The following is a 16,254-nucleotide window of genomic DNA, read 5'->3' as shown; positions in this document are numbered from 1 at the left end:
CTCAGTCGCTGGCCGGCAGCGGCTTGACCTCCTTGAGTTGCAGCGCGGTCTGACCGACGCTCAGGCTGCCCGCGCCCGGCTTGGTCACCAGCACCTCGGCGCCGGTCTCGTCGACGTAGCGCTTGCCCATCACGGTGCCGGCGGCGAAGGCGGGGTCCAACTCGCCCGACCGCTCGCCGCCTATCGGCACCATCGGCGCACCGCCACAACGCAAGTCGTCGAGGCTGTCGGCGCTCCTGACGACGATCACCTGCGTGTCACACACCTGGCTGGCCAGGCGGGTTCCATTCTTGATCATGCACGTAGCCCTTCCAGCGTCTCGATGATCTCCCGGCGAAGTACCTTGCCGGTGGGGGTCGTGGGCAGCTCGTCGCGAAACACCACCCGGTCCGGGGTTCGCGACCCGCGCAAGCTTTTACGGACATGCTCGCGCAATTCCTCGGGGTCCGGTTCCGCGCCGGGGCGGGGCACCACCACGGCGACGATCGCCTGGCCCCACTGCGGATCCTCGACGCCGACCACGGCGACGTCGCGCACGTGCGGATGCTCGACCAAGACTTCTTCGAGCTCGGCGGGGGCGATGTTCTCGCCGCCGCGGATGATCGTATCGTCGCTGCGCCCGCCGATGAACAGGTAGCCTTCCTCGTCCAGCATGGCGATGTCTTTGGTTGGGAACCAACCGTTTTCGTCGAGCACCGAACCGATCCCGGTGTAACGTCCGGACACCTGCTCACCGCGGACGAACAGCTCGCCGGTCTCGCCGGGCCCGAGCACATTGCCGTCCTCATCGCGAATCTCGATCTCGATGCCGGGCACGGGCCGCCCGACCGACGCCAACCGCCGGGCGGCCTCGGGCGTCTCCGCGCCCTGCGCCGCCCGGTGGTCGTCGGGGGTCAGCACCGCGATGGTCGAGCTCGTTTCGGTCAGCCCGTAGGCGTTGACGAAGCCCACCCCCGGCAGCAGTTCCAGGGCCCGGCGCACCAGCGGCAGCCCCACCTTCGAACCGCCGTACGCGAGGTTGCGCAGCGACGGCAGCTCGTGGCCGTCGGCCTCCAGCGCGGCGACGATGCGGTCCAGCATGGTGGGCACCACCGTCGCGGTGGTCACGTTCTCGGCGTTGATCAGCCGAACCCATTCCTGCGCATCGAAATTCGGCAGGTACACCATTTTGCGGCCGGCGTACAGGTTCGACAGCGCGGCGCCCACCCCGGCGATGTGATAGGGCGGCACGCAGATCAGCGCGGCGTCGCTCTCGGCGGCCGATTCGAACTCCACCGTGCCGGTCACATAGCTGGTCAGGTTGTTGTGCGACAGTTCGACGGCCTTGGGCTGCGACGTGGTGCCCGACGTGAACAGCACGATCGCGACCGAGTCCGGGTCGGGGAATTCCGCCGCCGGCTCGTTGTCGCGCGCGGCCGCCAGGAACTCGTCGGTGGTCATCAGCCGGCCCGCGGCGTCGCCGACCATGTCCCGGTAGCGGCCGTCGACGATCACCAGCGGTTCGGGCAGGCGATCGATGAGCGCCTGGATGCCGTCGGCCGACAGCCGGTAATTGATCGGGGTGAAGGCCACCCCGGCGCGCGCGGCCGCGAAGATCAGCACCGGCAGCGCCGCGCCGCCGGTGCCCACGTAGACCACGTGCTTGGCGTTGGATTCCGCGATCACCCCGGCGCCGCCGTCGGCGAGATCGCTGAGCTGCTGGGTGGTCAGCCGCAGGTCACCGGAGACAACCGCCGTGCGATCGGGATTGCTCGACGCCGCCATCTCCAGCAGCAACGAAATACTCACGCTTGCACTCCGGTATCAACGCGTTACAAAGCTGGCCAAAAGTGTCATGCCCGACTGTAGTTTAACCACGCCGAGGCCGGGCCGCGGACCGCGGCCTCAGCTGCCCGTCCAGCGCGGCGGACGCTTCTCGGCGAAGGCGATCGCCCCCTCCTTGGCGTCGTTGGACGAGAACACCGGGGCCAGCAGCTTGTTCTGCTCGGCGAACATCTCCTCAGGGCTCCAGCCGCGCGACTCGACGATGATCCGCTTGGTGGCGGCCACCGCGAGCGGCCCGTTGGCCGCGATCCGCTCGGCGAGCGCGATGGCCTCGTCGAGCGCCTTGCCCGGCTCGGCCAGCACGTTGACCAATCCCAGCTTGTGCGCCCGCTCGGCCGGCAGGTTGTCACCGGTGAGGGCGAGCTCCATGGCGATGGCCGACGGGATGCGCTGCGGCAGCCGCAGCAGGCCGCCGCCGCCGGCGACCAGTCCGCGCTTGACCTCCGGGATGCCGAAGGCCGAGTCCTTGGACGCGACGATCAGGTCGGTGGCCAGCGCCAACTCGGTGCCGCCGGCCAGGGCGTAGCCCTCGACGGCCGCGATGAGCGGTTTGACGGGCGGACGCTCGGTGAAGCCCATGCCGCGACCCTCGACGATCGGCAGCTCGCCCCGCGCGAAGGCCTTGAGGTCCATGCCCGCGCAGAAGGATCCGCCGGCGCCGGTGAGGATGCCCACCGAGAGGCCCGGATCGCCGTCGAGCCGGTCGACGGCCTCGGCTAGGCCGTTGGCGACCGCGGCGTTGACCGCGTTCTTGGCCTTCGGCCGGTTGATCGTGATGATCAGGATCCGGTCCCGCTGTTCGACCAGGACTTCGGGTTCGTTGGCTTCTTCGCTCACGGTGCTCCCACAGCTTCATCGGATAGGGACGGCTGCTGTGATGTTAGCGGTCGGTTAGAACGCCATTGACGCCAGGCGAGAGTGACATTTCCAACGGCCCGCCGGTCAGGCCGGCGCCATCGCCGCTTCGACGACGGTGAGCTCCTCGGAAAGGCCTGCGGCCCTGCGTATTTCGATGAAATCGGCGACCATCGCCTCGGTCACCTCGTGCGGGTCCTTGAGCGTGGCGCCGTCGGACAGCACGGAGATGTTGAGCTGATCGACGTAGCTCCACACGGTGATGTTCAGCCCGCTGCCGGCGGTCAACGGACCCACCGAGTAGATCTCGGTGACCAGCGCGCCGCCCACCCGGCCGCGCTGTCGCGGCCCGGGCACGTTGGAGATGTTCAGGTTGAGGATCTTGTTGTGCCCGTCCCGGCCGGAGGCCCACCGGAAGAACGCCTGGGTGGGGGCGGGCGGCATGTAGGCCGCCCAGCGGCTGACCAGCTCCGGCCCCATCAGCTGGTTGCTCTCCTTGGCGGCGATGGCGTTCTCGTGGCTGCACCGCACCCGCTCCAGCGGATCGTCGGAATCGGTGGGCAGGCCCACCAGCACGCCGGTGAAGCGGTTCCCGGAGATCCGGTCGGGCGAGAAGTCGAAACTCATCGGCACCGACGCCAGGAGGGGTTCGGCCTGGCCGTCGTAGCGCAGCAGCAGCGTCCGCAGCGCCCCGGCCGACATGGCGAGCACCATGTCGTTGATCGTCGCGCCCAGCCGCTTGCCGGTCTCCTTGACGTCGGTCAGCGCCAGGGTGGCGGTGGCGAACCTGCGCTCGGGGGTGATCTTGTGGTTGATGAAACTCGGTGGCGGCTCGAACGGCCGGCTCAGCTCCGGGGACAGCTTGCGGGAGCTGCGCCGGACCCGGCCGAGCCCCTGGGCGGTGTAGCGGATGGTCCCGGGGATCCGTCCGACGTGGCGCAGGTGATCGGCGAACGCCGAACTCATCAGCTGCCGGGTGGTGGGCGGCGGATCGCACTCGTACGGGCCGCCCTCCGGCCCCGGCTGCAGGTCCATGCCGCGGGCCAGCAGGTTGGCCGACGCGACGCCGTCGGCGAGCGCGTGGTGGATCTTGCCGACCACCCCGATGCGGTTGTTGGCGAGGCCCTCGACGAAGTACATCTCCCACAACGGGCGGCTGCGGTCCAACGGCGTGCTCGCGATGCGCCCGATGGCCTCGTCCAGCTCGCGCCGCCCGCCCGGCGCGGGCAGCCGCAGCGGCCGAATGTGGTAGGAGAGGTCCACCTCGCAGTTCTCCCGCCACATCGGATGGTGTAGCTGGAACGGTATTTCGACCAGCTGGTAGCAGAACGGCTCGAGCTTGTTCAGCCGGCCGCGGATGACCTCGCGGAACGTGTCGATGTCGAAGTCATGCCGATCGGGATCCAGCTCGACCACAGCGGCTTTGATGGTGTGCATGTGCACGTTCGGCGTTTCGCTGTACAGCAGAACCGCGTCCCACCCGCTGAGCCGTTTCACCCCTGCCCCTTACCCATAGAGGGACCATACTCAGCGGCGGCAGTTCAGATAACCTCTTTGGCCGCGTTCGTCTTGGTGCGATACACCTGGTTGAGGAACAGCGACGCCGCGTGCGCCGCGGCGCCCGCCCGCTCCCCGTCGATGAGGTCGTACCCGTGGCCCGCGCCGGGCAGCTCCAGGTAGCCGACCATCGAGTGGGAGACCGCGCGCATCCGGTCGACGAAGCTGCGCGCCTGCTCGACGGGGATGACGCTGTCCCGGCTGCCGTGAATCACCAAGAACGGCGGGGCGTTTCGGTGCACGCGCGCCATCGGCGACGCGTCGCGGAACAACTCCGGGTGACGGTCCATCCGCTTGCGGACGACCACCCGCTCGAGGAAGTCGACGAACCGGTCCCGCTCGGGAGTCGAGCGGTCCTCCCAGTCGTAGCGGCCGTAGATGCCGACCACGGCATCCACCGAGGTGTTGGCGCCTTCGGGCAGCTTCGCGTGGTACTGCGCGTCGTCGGGGGTGAGCCCGGCCAGCGCGGACAGGTGGCCGCCGGCCGAACAGCCCGCCACCGCGACGAAATTGCGGTCACCGCCGAACTTGTCGACGTTTGCCCGGGCCCACGCGATCGCGGTCTTGACGTCGACGATGTGGCGCGGCCAGCGGTGATGCGGGGCGACGCGGTAGTCGATCGCCAGGCAGACCCAGCCCTGCTCGGCCAGCCGCGACATCAGGGCGGTGCCCTGCCCCATGCACCTACCGTGCACCCAGGCGCCGCCGGGCACGAAGATCAGCACCGGCGCGGGCTGCGCGGGCAGGTCCTTGCGGCGCCAGACGTCGAGCACCTGCGCGGGGTGGTCGCCATAGTGGACCGCGCGACGGTGCAGGTAGCGGCGCTGGCGCAACCCGTCCCAGATCGGTGGCGTGCGCAGCGCGGCCGGCCACTCCAATTCGAGGTCCGCGGCGGACACGATGCCGCGCAGGGCCGCGACGGACACGTCCTGCAGGCTCGCCCCGTCCTGGGGCCGGGCGGCGTCGCCGTCCGACGGCCGCTGCTCCTTGCGCCCGGAAAGGAAGTCGTTCGCGTGCCGGGCGCCCCAAATGCCCATAGCGGTGAGTCCGCCCAGGGGCTCGAGGTGCTTACCGACCACCGGCAGCGAAGCGCTTGCGACGCTCAAGGCCAGCGCGTAGTCGCCGGGACGGGCCCGCAGCAACCATTTCGCGCACGAACTCATACTCGGCCTCCTTGCCGTCGTGTGAGGGCAGCGTACCCCCGGCCCCAACTTCGAAACTGACGTTTGAGCCGACGGCACGCGCGGCGTTGCATAAACGTCCCGCGCGCAATTGCTCTGTGACAAGTCGACCTGTTCAAAACCTTGGCAGCGTTTGCTGTCCGAGACCCGTCGCGACACGCTCATCTGGCGGCCAGGCACGCGATCACCCGGCCGCCGATCAGCCGGCAACCGGTCAGCGTCAGGCCGACCTGCGCGGCGAGCCCGGCGGCGCTGTCCACGCCGACCGACGCCCAGCGGAACCAGGGCCCGACCTCGCGCGCCGACTCCAGCCGCACCCAGCGCGAACGGACGCCGATGTCCTCGGCATCGAACTCGGCCACGCAGCGCCCGCCCCGCGCCAACAGCTCGGTCGCCCGCCCCAGGATGCGGCGCGGGTCTCCGCCGAGGCCGACGTTGCCGTCAACCAGCAGCACCGTCTGCCAGAGCCCCATCGCGGGCAGCGGGTCGAACACGTCGCCCAGCAGGACCGGTGCGCCGCCGCGGCCCGCCAGCCGGATCGCGGCCACCGAGCGGTCGATGCCCAGGGCCGGTATCCCCCGCTGAATCAGCCGGGCCACCAACCGGCCCGGCCCGCAACCCAATTCAATGGTCGGCCCGGTGCACATCTGCGTGACGGCTTCGTCGAAGTCTTCGTCGAAGGCGTCACCAGATCCATCACCGGGACACACGTCATCCGGACATCGCACGCCCAACCAGCGGTGCGCCGGCAGCGGCCGAAGCTCGCCGTCGTCGTGGCGGATCCAACATCGCTCGCCGCCGAGTGCCCGATCGTAAAGATGACCCAGCATTCACGTCCCTCGCGTCCTGCCCAACCGGGCGGCCCGCGCTCGGTCCCGGCGAGGGACGTTGCGACGACGAACTAGCAACAGCTGCACGCTGACACACGCTCGTCAGCATTGCTCCGATACCCCGATCTTCGACCGGTTAATCCAAGGGTTCTCACGGATCAACTGTCGAACAGGAAGGCGTCCAGCACGTCATTCACCCGGGCGGGGTCCTCGAGCGCCGCCAGGTGTGCGATCCCGTCGAGCACGCGGAAGGCCGCGCCGGGAATCGACTCGGCCATGGCCCGGGTCTCCGCGACCGGGAAGGTGGCGTCCTCCGCACCGGCGACCACCAGGACGGGCACCGTGATCGTTCGCAACAGGGCGTGCTGGTCGGGCCGGGCGGGTACCACGCTGCGGACCGCCCACCGCGCCGATTCGATGTTGACCGTCCGCAGGTTCGCGCGCACGGCCTCGACCACGTCGGGCCGGGTGCGCAGCGTCGTCGGGCCGACGAAGGCGCGCAGCGCCGACCGCGTCAGGGGCGGCCGGATCCCGCCCAGCAGCGCCGCCACGCGCAGCATGGCCGCGTACTTCGCCTTCTGAACGGCACCGGCTTTCGACGCCGTGCAGTTCATCAGGACGGCGCGGTGCACGCGGTCGGGATAGTGGGCCGCGAACGTGGCGCCGATCATGCCGCCCCACGAATTGCCGACGAAGTGGGCGCGGTCGATGCCGAGCCCGTCCAACAGGTCGACGACGCAGCGGGCGCAGTCGGCGAAGGTGAAGCCCGACCCGAGGGGCTCGCTGCCGCCGTGGCCGGGTGGGTCGATGAGCACCAAGCGGTGGGCCTCGCCGAAGCGCGCGGCCTGGCCGGCCCACAGGTCCCCGGTCATCAGCAGGCTGGGCCACAGCAGCACGGCGGCGCCGGCGCCGGGGGTGACCTGCACGCGGATCTTGCCGAGCACGGTGTCGACGAACCGCGGATTCAGCCGCGGGGCGTTTCCGCTCACGTTGCCTCCCGGTATCACTGATACCAGGTTTCGCCGGTGAGGCGTCGGGGATACTGATGCGGTGCCGCACGCCGAAGTTCATCCCGACCTGCAGCGGATCGCCCGTTTCGCCCCCCGCCGCCTGGTCGGTCGCCGGACCCTGCCGATCATGCGGGCCAGCATGGCGCTGCGCGAACGCCTGGGCAGGCCCGCCCGCGACGTCGAGGTGATCACCCTGGGTTCGGGGGCGGGCGTCCGGCTCTTCCGGCCGGCGGGCCTGGCCGAGCCGTCCCCGGCGCTGCTGTGGATCCACGGCGGCGGGTACGTGATCGGCACGGCCAAGCAGGACGACCGGCTTTGCAGCAAGTTCAGCCGGCGCCTGGGCATCGTTGTCGCGTCGGTGGAATACCGCCTGGCACCGGAGCATCCGTACCCCGCCCCGCTGGAGGACTGCTATTCGGCGTTGACCTGGCTGGCCGGGCTGCCGTCCGTGGACCGCTACCGGGTGGCGATCGGCGGCGCGAGCGCCGGCGGCGGGCTGGCGGCGGCGCTGGCCCTGCTGGCACGAGACCGTGCCGAGGTCAGCCCCGCGTTCCAGCTGCTGACCTATCCCATGCTCGACGACCGCAGCTCGGCCACCGGCCGCAGTCCGAACTACCGGCTGTGGGACAACCGCAGCAACGAGTTCGGTTGGTCGGCGTACCTCGGCGACGCCGACCCGTGGGTGGCCGTGCCGGGGCGGCGCGAAGACCTGAGCGGCCTGCCGCCGGCCTGGATCGGGGTCGGCACGCATGACCTGTTCCACGACGAGGACCTGGCCTACGCCGAACGTCTGACCGCCGCCGGGGTGCCGTGCCAGGTCGAGACCGTTCCGGGCGCCTTCCACGGCTTCGACCTCGTCGTGCCCAAAGCGCAAGTGTCGCAGCGGTTTTTCGACAGCCAGTGCGGCAGTCTGCGCGCGGCGCTCGCCCTCGCGGCGTGATCGCCGGTCACATCGCGAAGTAAACGAGCTCGCCGCCGATGACGGTGGCCGCCACCATGCCGGCGTCGAGCTCGGCCAGCGCCGTGTGCGGGGGCTCGCTCAGCACGCAGAGGTCCGCCGGCTCACCGACCGCGACCGTGCGCGGCTGGGCCGGCCGGTCCGGCCGGCCCAGAAACATCGTCAAAGCCGTTCGGGCGGAAACACATTCGTTGGCATTGAGCACTGCGCCGCCGGGGGTGGTGCGGTGGACGGCGGCGCGCATGGCCGTCCATGGGTCGCCGTGACCGAACGGCATGTCGGTGGAAAAGGCCACCGGCACCGCCGCTTTCGACAGGGAGGCGACCCGCCAAAGCGCGGGATGCTCGGCGGCGGGGACGTCGGCGAGGTAGTGATCGCCGCGCTCTGCGACGAAATTGGGCTGGGTCACCACCGTGACGCCGAGCTCGGCCAGGTCGGCCACGTTGTCGTCCGGCACGACGGCCGCGTGCTCGATGCGGTCCCGCGGATGGCCGCCGGCCGCCCGCAGTGCCGCGATGGTGACCACCAGTTGGGCGGCGGTCACGCAGTGCACGGCGACCGGCCGGTCCTCCCGGTGGTGCCCGGCGATCCAGTCCGACAGGCCGTCCAGGTCGAGGCGGTCGTCGTGCAGGATCTTCTTGCTGGGGGACAGAAAGCTCGGCCGCGGCCGAAACTCGCCGCGCCGGTGCGCCACCATCAGCGACACCATGTCGTCGGCGTCGAGATCGGGGGTGGCGTCGGTGACGCCGGTGACGCCGGTCGCGGTGATGCGCCGGCTGAGTTCGGCGAGGTCGCTCTCGCGCCGCTGCAACAGGTCCGACCAGCCGTGGTCCGCGCTGCGCAGGCGCCCATCGGGATGGTCGGCCAACCCGACGCGGCCCAGCGCCTCGGAGTTGAGGATCCACAGCGCACCGCTGCGATGCTGGATGCGCACCGGGACGCGCCGAACCATCGCGTCGAGGGCGGCCCGGTCCAGGTCACCGGCCACCGATTCGTGATAGCCGACGGCGCGGATCCACCCGTCCGGTCCCGGCGTGGCGTTCGACAACAGTTGGGTCAGTTCGGTTTTGGTGCTGACCCCGGGTGGGCCGACGAAGAAGGAGTCCAGCGCGGAGGCGGCGGAGCGCACGTGCACGTGGTGGTCGTGCAGGCCGGGCAGGACGAGTCCCTCGCCGGCGTAGAGCACGCCCTCGCCGCGCTCGGCGACCAGCGCCTCACCCATTTCGTCGATCCGGTCGCCGACCCTGATGTCGGTGGTCGTGCCGTCCAGCAGGGTGGCGCCCCGAATCAGCACGGGCTGCAGGTCCGTGCGGATACCAACCGGCGCACGGCGTCGTTGTCGGCCCCCAGCCGGGCCGCCGGCCGGGCCGTCGCCGGGACCGGCGGGGGCGGCGCCGGCCGGTTCGCGACCGACGCCAGCGTGGGCAGCGCCGCGTAGCCGGCCGCGGCGGCGGCCATCGAGATCTCGACCAGTTCGCCGCCGCCACGCCCCAGCGATTCGGCGACCGCCCGGGCGGCCTCCAGCCCCGTCAGCGGATCGGCGATGGCGTCGCCGCAGAACACCGGCCCGTCGGCGGCGACGCCGACGAGGCCACCGGCCACCGCGGCGTCGTCGCCGAACGCGGGCCTGCCGTCGGCATGGCCCTTGATGCGCAACCAGATTCGCCCCGCCCGCGGCTCGACCTGCTCCGGCCCCAGCCCCCGCCGCGTCAACGCCGCGGGGCGCGAGCCCTCGATCACGACGTCGGCCGCGGCGAGCAACGCGCGCAACTGGTCGGCGTGCGCATCGAAATCCACGCAGTACGAAAGCTTTTCACCGTTCATCCAGTCGAAGAAGGCCGGGTTGCCCGCCCGGGTGCCGTCCGGGCGCGCCGGGCTCTCGACCTTGACGACGGTCGCTCCGGCGCGGGCCAGCAGCTGTCCGCACAGCGGGCCCGCCCACATGGAGGACAGGTCGGCGACCAGCAACCCGCCGGCGTCGCGCGCCGGCCCGCGGCCGCCCAGCGGTCGTATCCGCGGCGCCGCGGCCGCCGCTTCGCCGAGGGCCGCCGCGGGGATGTCGAGCAGGGCCGCGCGCTCGAGGATCGCCGAGCGCTGTCGCGTTGCGGCCCAGCGCCGCAGCGTCGGCCAGGGGTCCTCGGGCACGTCATCGGTTTGCACCAGCGCGGGGACGGCCGCGGCGTCGTCGGTGCGTGACAGCGTGATGGCGCACCAGCCGTCGGCGGTGACCAGCAACCGGGTGGCACCACCCGCCGACACCCGGCCGCCGCGGCTCAGGCCCAGCATTGCGGCCCGCCCGGCCAGCAGTTCGGCGGCATCGACGGTGATGCGCAAGCGCTCGCCGGCGGCCGCGGCCACCCGCCGGGCGCGGGTCAGCACGTTGGCGCGGGAGAAGTCGGGCGGCCCGTCCGGCAGACCGGTCAGGTAGGCCAGCCCGCTGCTGCCCCACATCGACGCGGCCGAGCTCACGCCCCCCATTGTGCTCGCGGGTCTCCTCAGAACTGCAGCGCGCTGAATCGCCAGTCCAATACCGCGCGATCCGGTTCGCCGACGGCGTAGACGAGCGACCGCAGCCCGAGCACGCCCCCGTGGGCGGTCGGCTCGGCGAATTCGACATGCAACTCGCTGTACAACGTGTCGCCCTCGTGCACCGGGCCGGTGTGGTCGCAGGATTGCCAGCCCAGCACCGTCACCAGATTGGGCAGCAGCCTGCTCGCCTGCGCGAGGGCCAGCCCGATGGTATGGCCGCCGTACACCAGTCGGCCGCCCGCGACGCGCGAATCATGGTGTGTCGCGGCGATATTCAGGGTCAGCCGGGCGAGCTCCGGCGCGCCGCTGACGACGTCGCCGGTGCTGTGCAGCACCGCGCCGGCCAGACCGGGGTCGAAATGCGGGCCGGGCACCTTGCCGCGGAACGCGGCGCCGTCCCACGTCGCGGTCGGGTCGGCCGCGGGGCCGGGCGCGTCGGTGCCGATGGCGGACAGGTCGTCGGGCGGCGCGACGTCGGCCGCGGGCCGCCAGCCGGGGCCGGCGGGCAGCATGCCGCATCGGTAGAAGTCGAGCACCAACCGGTCGTCCTGGTCGACGGTGGTCATCCGCAGCGCCGCCAGTCCGGTCGGCGCCCGGCCGGGCTTCGGCGAATTGGGGCGCAGCCCAACCACTTCCGTGCGCGTATAGAGGGAATCGCCGATCACCGGGAACCGGTGGAACACCAGCCCGCGATAGAACAGGTTGGCCTTGACCCGCTGGGTGGCCAGCGTCGACTGCCCGATCGCCACGTCGCACACCAGCGCCGGATGCGCGAGCGGGGCGGGCAGGCCGGTGACGGCCGCGCACAGGTTGGCGTCCAGCGCGAGCCGCAGCCGATCGCCCACGATCGCCTGGTGGGCGGCGGCCAATCCCGACGACAGCGTCGCCGCGGGCGCCCAGTCGAAGACCTGACCGAGGGAAAGGTCGTCGAAGTAGGGCCCGCCCTCCCGTACACGCGCATAGGTCACGGGGCCAATATGGCACATGTGAGAAGTGAGCTGAACGACGAAGAAGAGATGCTGGTCGCCACGGTGCGGGCGTTCATCGACCGCGACGTGAAGCCGACCGTCCGCGACGTCGAGCACGCCAACACCTACCCCGAGGCGTGGATAGAGCAGATGAAGCGGATCGGCATTTTCGGCCTGGCCGTCCCCGAGGAATACGGCGGGTCGCCGGTGTCGATGCCGTGCTACGTGCGGGTCACCGAGGAGCTGGCCCGCGGCTGGATGAGCCTGGCCGGCGCGATGGGCGGACACACCGTGGTGGCCAAGCTGCTGACGCTGTTCGGCACCGACGAGCAGAAGCGGGCCCACCTGCCGGCGATGGCGACCGGCGAGCTGCGGGCCACCATGGCGTTGACGGAGCCGGGCGGTGGTTCGGACCTGCAGAACATGACGACCACCGCTGTGCCTGACGGCTCCGGGGGCTTGCGCATCAACGGGTCCAAGACGTGGATCAGCAACGCGCGGCGGTCGGGGCTGATCGCGTTGCTGTGCAAGACCGATCCGCAAGCCACCCCGCGCCATCGCGGCATCTCGATCGTGCTCGTCCAGCACGGGCCCGGCCTGACGGTGTCGCGGGACCTGCCCAAGCTGGGCTACAAGGGGGTCGAGTCCTGCGAGCTGTCCTTCGACGACTTCTGTGCGCCCGAGTCCGCGGTCCTGGGAGGCCAGCTGGGCGAAGGCTTTTCGCAAATGATGAAGGGCCTCGAGACCGGCCGCATCCAGGTGGCCGCCCGCGCCCTGGGCGTGGGTACGGCGGCGCTCGAGGACGCGCTCGCGTATGCGCAGCAACGGGAAAGCTTCGGAAGGCCCATCTGGAAGCACCAGTCGGTCGGCAACTACCTGGCCGACATGGCGACCAAGCTGACCGCGGCGCGGCAGCTCACCCGCTACGCCGCCGAGCGCTACGACAGCGGTGAACGCTGCGACATGGAGGCCGGCATGGCCAAACTCTTCGCCTCCGAAGTGGCGATGGAGATCGCGCTGAACGCGGTGCGGATTCACGGCGGGTACGGCTACTCATGCGAATACGACGTGGAGCGGTACTTCCGCGACGCGCCCCTGATGATCGTCGGCGAAGGCACCAACGAGATTCAGCGCAACGTGATCGCCGGGCAACTCGTGGCGCGGGGCGGCATCTGAGCGCGAGTCCGAATGTGCGGGCTTGACGACGACGTGTGCTGTATCCTTGCCTGACTTATCCGCCAGCAAAGCGGCGGGCGGGTAAAAGCTACTGCGTCGAAAGAAAGTCGGCTGCCATGAGTTATCCCCCAGGGCCATACGAGGGCTCGCCGGAGTTTCAGGGTCAGCCGCCCGAATGGCAGGGCCAGCAGCCGGGCTGGCAGGCGCCGCAACCGGGTTATCCCGCGCCGCAACCGGGTTACCCGGCGCCGCAAGCGGGTTGGCCGGGCCAGGCCGAGCCGGACAACTACCTCGTCTGGGCCATCCTGTGCACCGTGCTGTGCTGCCTGCCGTTCGGCATCGTCTCGATCGTGTACTCCACCAAGGTCTCCGGGCTGTGGTCCCAGGGGCGGTACGCCGAGGCCCAGGCGGCGGCCGACAGCGCCAAGAAGTGGGCCATCATCGGCGCCATCGTCGGTGTCGTGTTCGCGGTGATCATGATCATCCTGTATGTGGCCATCGGCGTGATCGCCGTCTCCAACCTGCCGTCGACCACGACCACCACGTATTCGGGCTTCTGACAACGCTTTAGGCGCAGACGGCGTCGACCAGGCCCCAGGCCAGCGCGGTCTGCGCGTCGATGGTGCGGCCGGACAGCACGAGATAGGCGGTGCGCCACCGGCCGATCCGGCGGGTGACGCTCAGCGTCCCGCCGGCGCCCGGGATCAGGCCGAGCTGCAGTTCGGGTAGCCCGAACACCGCGTCGGCCCGCGCGGAGACCCAGCCGCAGAACGCCGCCATCTCCAGCCCGCTGCCCAGCACGCGGCCGTGCACCTCCGCCCTGCAGGCGCGGCCGAGCCGTGCGGTGAGCGCGTCGAGGGCCAGCGCGGGGCTGTGCCGGGTGCGGGCCAGGTGCGCGCTCGCCGGATCGGCGAAGGTGCCGAATTCGGCGAGGTCCCCGCCGCTGCAAAACGACGGCCCGTTGCCGCTCAACACGATCCCGGTCACCGAGGGGTCCAGCTGCGCGACGGTCAGCGCCTCCAGCAGCGCGGCCCGGGTGTCGGTGGAGAAGGCGTTGTGGCGCTGCGGCCGGTTGAACGCGATGCGCAGCGTGTCGCCGTCGCGCTCCGCCCGCACCGGATCGGCGATGTCGGGCACTTCGGCCGGGCCGCGTTCGCCCAACCAGCGCGCGAACTCGGGGCCCGCCTGCAAGGTCGAGTAGGCCAACGATTCGGTCAGGACGGCGGGCAGCGCCGGGCCGGCGGGATCGATCGCTCGTAAGACGTCGTCGCACACGGCGCTTGCCCGCGGCCACCGCCCGCAGCGCTCGGTGAGCGCGGCCAGTGCGTCGGGCACCGAGTCGACGACGATCACCCGGCGGTCCGCGCAGTCGCCCTCCTCGGTCAGCGTGAATGTCGCGTTCTGGAGCCAGAATTCGGGGGCGCCCGCGACTTGCCCCACGGCGATGACCACCCCCGCGGGCATGACGTCGCCGGTCGGCGCCGGCTCCGCCAGGTCGACGATCCGCAGTGTCACACCGAGTACTTCTCGATCAGCCCGTTCTTGTAGAGCTTGCCGGTGTCGGTGCGCGGAAGCTGAGCCTCGAACGCGATGGAGCGCGGACACTTGTAGTGCGCCAGGCGATCCCGCAGCCACGACACCAGCTCGTCGGCGAACCTGTCCGTGGCGTCCGCGGGGTCGACGGTCTGCACGGCCGCCACGACCCGCTGCCCCATCTCGTCGTCGGGCACGCCGAATACCGCCGCGTCCAACACCTTCGGGTGAGTCACCAAGAGGTTCTCCGCTTCCTGCGGGTAGATGTTCACCCCGCCGGAGATGATCATGTGGTGGCGCCGGTCGGTGAGGTACAGGTAGCCCTCGTCGTCGAGGTAGCCGATGTCGCCGACGGTTGCCCACCCGTGCCTGGAGCGGGAGGCGGCGGTTTTCGTCTCGTCATTGAGGTATTCGAACGACATTCCGCCCTCGAAGTAGATCTCGCCCGCCTGCCCCGGCGGCAGCTCGTCGCCGTTCTCGTCGAGGATGTGCACGGCGCCTGCCATGGGTTTGCCCACCGAACCCGGATGCGCCAGCCAGTCCTCGGCCATGATCAGCGTCGACCCGTGGGCTTCCGAGGAGGCGTAGTACTCGTCGATGATCGGGCCCCACCAGTCCATCATCTGCTTCTTGATCTCCACCGGACACGGCGCCGCGGCGTGCATCGCCCGCTGCAGGCTGGACAGGTCGTACGAATTGCGCACCGCCTCGGGCAGTTTCAGCATCCGGGTGAACATTGCCGGGACGAACTGGCCGTGCGTGACGCGGTAGCGCTGGATGGCCTGCAGGCAGCCCTCGGGGTCGAACTTCTCCAGCACCACGGTCGTGATGCCGCCCGCCTGCGCGCTCATCGACCACACCGACGGCGCGGTGTGATACAGCGGCGCGGGGCTCAGGTAGATCGAGTCGGGCGTCATCCAGAAGCCGACGAGTGCGGACATCATGCCGGGCGCCTCGGCCGGCGGCACGTGCGGCAATTCGCGTTTGATGCCCTTGGGCCGGCCGGTGGTGCCCGACGAATACTGCAGTAGGTCGCCCTCGAGCTCGTCGTCGATCGGGGTGTCCGGCTCGCCCGCAACGCATTCGGGGTAGCGCCGCCAACCGTCGAGGTCGTCGTCAGCGATCAGCAGCAGTTCGGGCAGGCCGCGCGGCAAGTGCTCGGCCAGGTTCTCGCAGGTTTTGCGCAGCGCGGCCGACCCGATGATCGCCTTGGCGGCGCTGTTGTCGACGATGTAGGCGGCCTCGGCCGCCGTCAGGTGGGTGTTGATCGGCACGTAGTACAGGCCGCTGCGGCGCGCGGCCCACATGACCGCGTGGATGTGCTCGTTGTTCTCCATGAGGATCGCGACCGCGTCGCCCTCGGTGAGGCCGGCCCGCCGGAAGTAGTGCGCCAGCCGGTTGGCCCGCGCCTCCAGCTCGTCGAAGGTGATGACGGTGCCGGACGGGTGAAGAATGATCGCGGGCTTGCCCGTCCCGAGATACTCACGAATCTGCATGCGCAGACTGTACCGCCGAAAAACTTGACGGGTGTCAAGTGGTTGCTGAAATCCCGGTCACCGGCGGATTCACCGCCCCCGGCGCGTTCGCCGGTACGGTACATTGCCTCTACGCCGCCGGTTTGCTGGCGCGACGGGTTCGGAGGTGCACATGGACACGGTGCCCGCCGCGTGCTGTTCTCCCACCGGCCAATTCGGCGTGTACGACTATGTCGACGGCATGGAGCGCCTGCTGCAGGCGGTCCAGGAACTGTCGCTGGCGCGCAGCACGAACGTGGCCCCGTCGCAGCCGGTGAGCTCGCGCGCCGAGGTCCGCACGATGCGCTGGATCTCCGGA

The 16,254-nt window shown here is 70.5% G+C and carries 16 protein-coding genes; 4 read left to right on the top strand and 12 right to left on the bottom strand.

The window, feature by feature from the left end:
- Nucleotide 1: 1 nt before the first annotated feature.
- The 7 genes from A5680_RS07860 to A5680_RS07830 form a co-directional block, all read right to left on the bottom strand.
- Complete coding sequence (locus A5680_RS07860; protein WP_067817948.1) at nucleotides 2-298, bottom strand: hypothetical protein; 297 nt, start codon at nucleotides 296-298, stop codon at nucleotides 2-4.
- The gene (locus A5680_RS07855) at nucleotides 295-1,788 is read right to left on the bottom strand and encodes a class I adenylate-forming enzyme family protein (protein ID WP_067817945.1); all 1,494 of its coding nucleotides are present in this window, start codon (nucleotides 1,786-1,788) and stop codon (nucleotides 295-297) included. Before A5680_RS07855 ends, A5680_RS07860 begins: the two co-directional genes overlap by 4 nt.
- A 96-nt stretch (nucleotides 1,789-1,884) precedes the next feature.
- Entirely contained in the window at nucleotides 1,885-2,661 is a 777-nt protein-coding gene (locus A5680_RS07850) for a crotonase/enoyl-CoA hydratase family protein (protein WP_055404527.1), read from the bottom strand.
- 105 nt (nucleotides 2,662-2,766) lie between these two features.
- Entirely contained in the window at nucleotides 2,767-4,176 is a 1,410-nt protein-coding gene (locus tag A5680_RS07845; RefSeq protein ID WP_067817942.1) for a wax ester/triacylglycerol synthase family O-acyltransferase, read from the bottom strand.
- Nucleotides 4,177-4,220: 44 nt separating this feature from the next.
- Nucleotides 4,221-5,399 carry an alpha/beta hydrolase gene (locus A5680_RS07840; protein WP_067817939.1) on the bottom strand — a complete coding sequence of 393 codons (1,179 nt, stop codon included), beginning with the start codon at nucleotides 5,397-5,399 and terminating at the stop codon, nucleotides 4,221-4,223.
- A gap of 179 nt (nucleotides 5,400-5,578) precedes the next feature.
- Nucleotides 5,579-6,247, bottom strand: a complete 669-nt coding sequence (locus A5680_RS07835) for a hypothetical protein (protein WP_055401070.1) — start codon at nucleotides 6,245-6,247, stop codon at nucleotides 5,579-5,581.
- Between the two features lie 158 nt (nucleotides 6,248-6,405).
- A complete protein-coding gene (locus A5680_RS07830; protein WP_369827627.1) occupies nucleotides 6,406-7,191 on the bottom strand; it encodes an alpha/beta fold hydrolase in 786 nt (261 codons plus the stop codon).
- 106 nt (nucleotides 7,192-7,297) lie between these two features.
- On the opposite strand from A5680_RS07830, the gene A5680_RS07825 reads away from it, so the two are divergent.
- Nucleotides 7,298-8,197 carry an alpha/beta hydrolase gene (locus A5680_RS07825; RefSeq protein WP_067817936.1) on the top strand — a complete coding sequence of 300 codons (900 nt, stop codon included), beginning with the start codon at nucleotides 7,298-7,300 and terminating at the stop codon, nucleotides 8,195-8,197.
- 7 nt (nucleotides 8,198-8,204) lie between these two features.
- Here A5680_RS07825 and A5680_RS07820 read toward each other — a convergent pair whose 3' ends face one another.
- Genes A5680_RS07820 through A5680_RS07810 form a run of 3 tightly spaced genes read right to left on the bottom strand, consistent with a single transcriptional unit; the run spans nucleotide 8,205 to nucleotide 11,712 of the window.
- Nucleotides 8,205-9,509 carry an amidohydrolase family protein gene (locus A5680_RS07820; RefSeq protein ID WP_067817934.1) on the bottom strand — a complete coding sequence of 435 codons (1,305 nt, stop codon included), beginning with the start codon at nucleotides 9,507-9,509 and terminating at the stop codon, nucleotides 8,205-8,207.
- Nucleotides 9,503-10,693, bottom strand: a complete 1,191-nt coding sequence (locus A5680_RS07815; RefSeq protein ID WP_067817931.1) for a CoA transferase — start codon at nucleotides 10,691-10,693, stop codon at nucleotides 9,503-9,505. The genes A5680_RS07820 and A5680_RS07815 overlap by 7 nt, the downstream gene beginning before the upstream one ends.
- A gap of 17 nt (nucleotides 10,694-10,710) precedes the next feature.
- Entirely contained in the window at nucleotides 10,711-11,712 is a 1,002-nt protein-coding gene (locus tag A5680_RS07810) for a MaoC family dehydratase (RefSeq protein WP_231977585.1), read from the bottom strand.
- A 30-nt stretch (nucleotides 11,713-11,742) separates the two neighbouring features.
- Here A5680_RS07810 and A5680_RS07805 point away from each other — a divergent pair, with 30 nt between their 5' ends.
- Entirely contained in the window at nucleotides 11,743-12,888 is a 1,146-nt protein-coding gene (locus tag A5680_RS07805; RefSeq protein WP_067818007.1) for an acyl-CoA dehydrogenase family protein, read from the top strand.
- A 116-nt stretch (nucleotides 12,889-13,004) separates the two neighbouring features.
- Nucleotides 13,005-13,448, top strand: coding sequence for a CD225/dispanin family protein (locus A5680_RS07800; RefSeq protein ID WP_055401079.1), 444 nt, complete (start codon nucleotides 13,005-13,007; stop codon nucleotides 13,446-13,448).
- Nucleotides 13,449-13,455: 7 nt separating this feature from the next.
- On the opposite strand, the gene A5680_RS07795 is transcribed toward A5680_RS07800, so the two are convergent.
- Both A5680_RS07795 and fadD4 read right to left on the bottom strand, forming a co-directional pair.
- Nucleotides 13,456-14,352: an enoyl-CoA hydratase/isomerase family protein gene (locus tag A5680_RS07795; RefSeq protein WP_067818005.1), complete on the bottom strand. Its 897-nt coding sequence runs from the start codon at nucleotides 14,350-14,352 to the stop codon at nucleotides 13,456-13,458.
- 47 nt (nucleotides 14,353-14,399) lie between these two features.
- A complete protein-coding gene (fadD4, locus tag A5680_RS07790) occupies nucleotides 14,400-15,917 on the bottom strand; it encodes a fatty-acid--CoA ligase FadD4 (protein WP_067817926.1) in 1,518 nt (505 codons plus the stop codon).
- Nucleotides 15,918-16,068: 151 nt separating this feature from the next.
- Between fadD4 and A5680_RS25625 the strand changes: the two genes are divergently transcribed.
- On the top strand, nucleotides 16,069-16,254 hold a 186-nt coding region (locus tag A5680_RS25625; RefSeq protein ID WP_156675030.1), incomplete at its 3' end, for a hypothetical protein.

This window comes from Mycobacterium sp. E2989 (assembly GCF_001667595.1).
Classification (GTDB): Bacteria; Actinomycetota; Actinomycetes; order Mycobacteriales; family Mycobacteriaceae; genus Mycobacterium.
The sequence above is the reverse complement of the archived record's forward strand: the minus strand, read 5'-3'. Positions and strand labels throughout refer to the sequence as shown.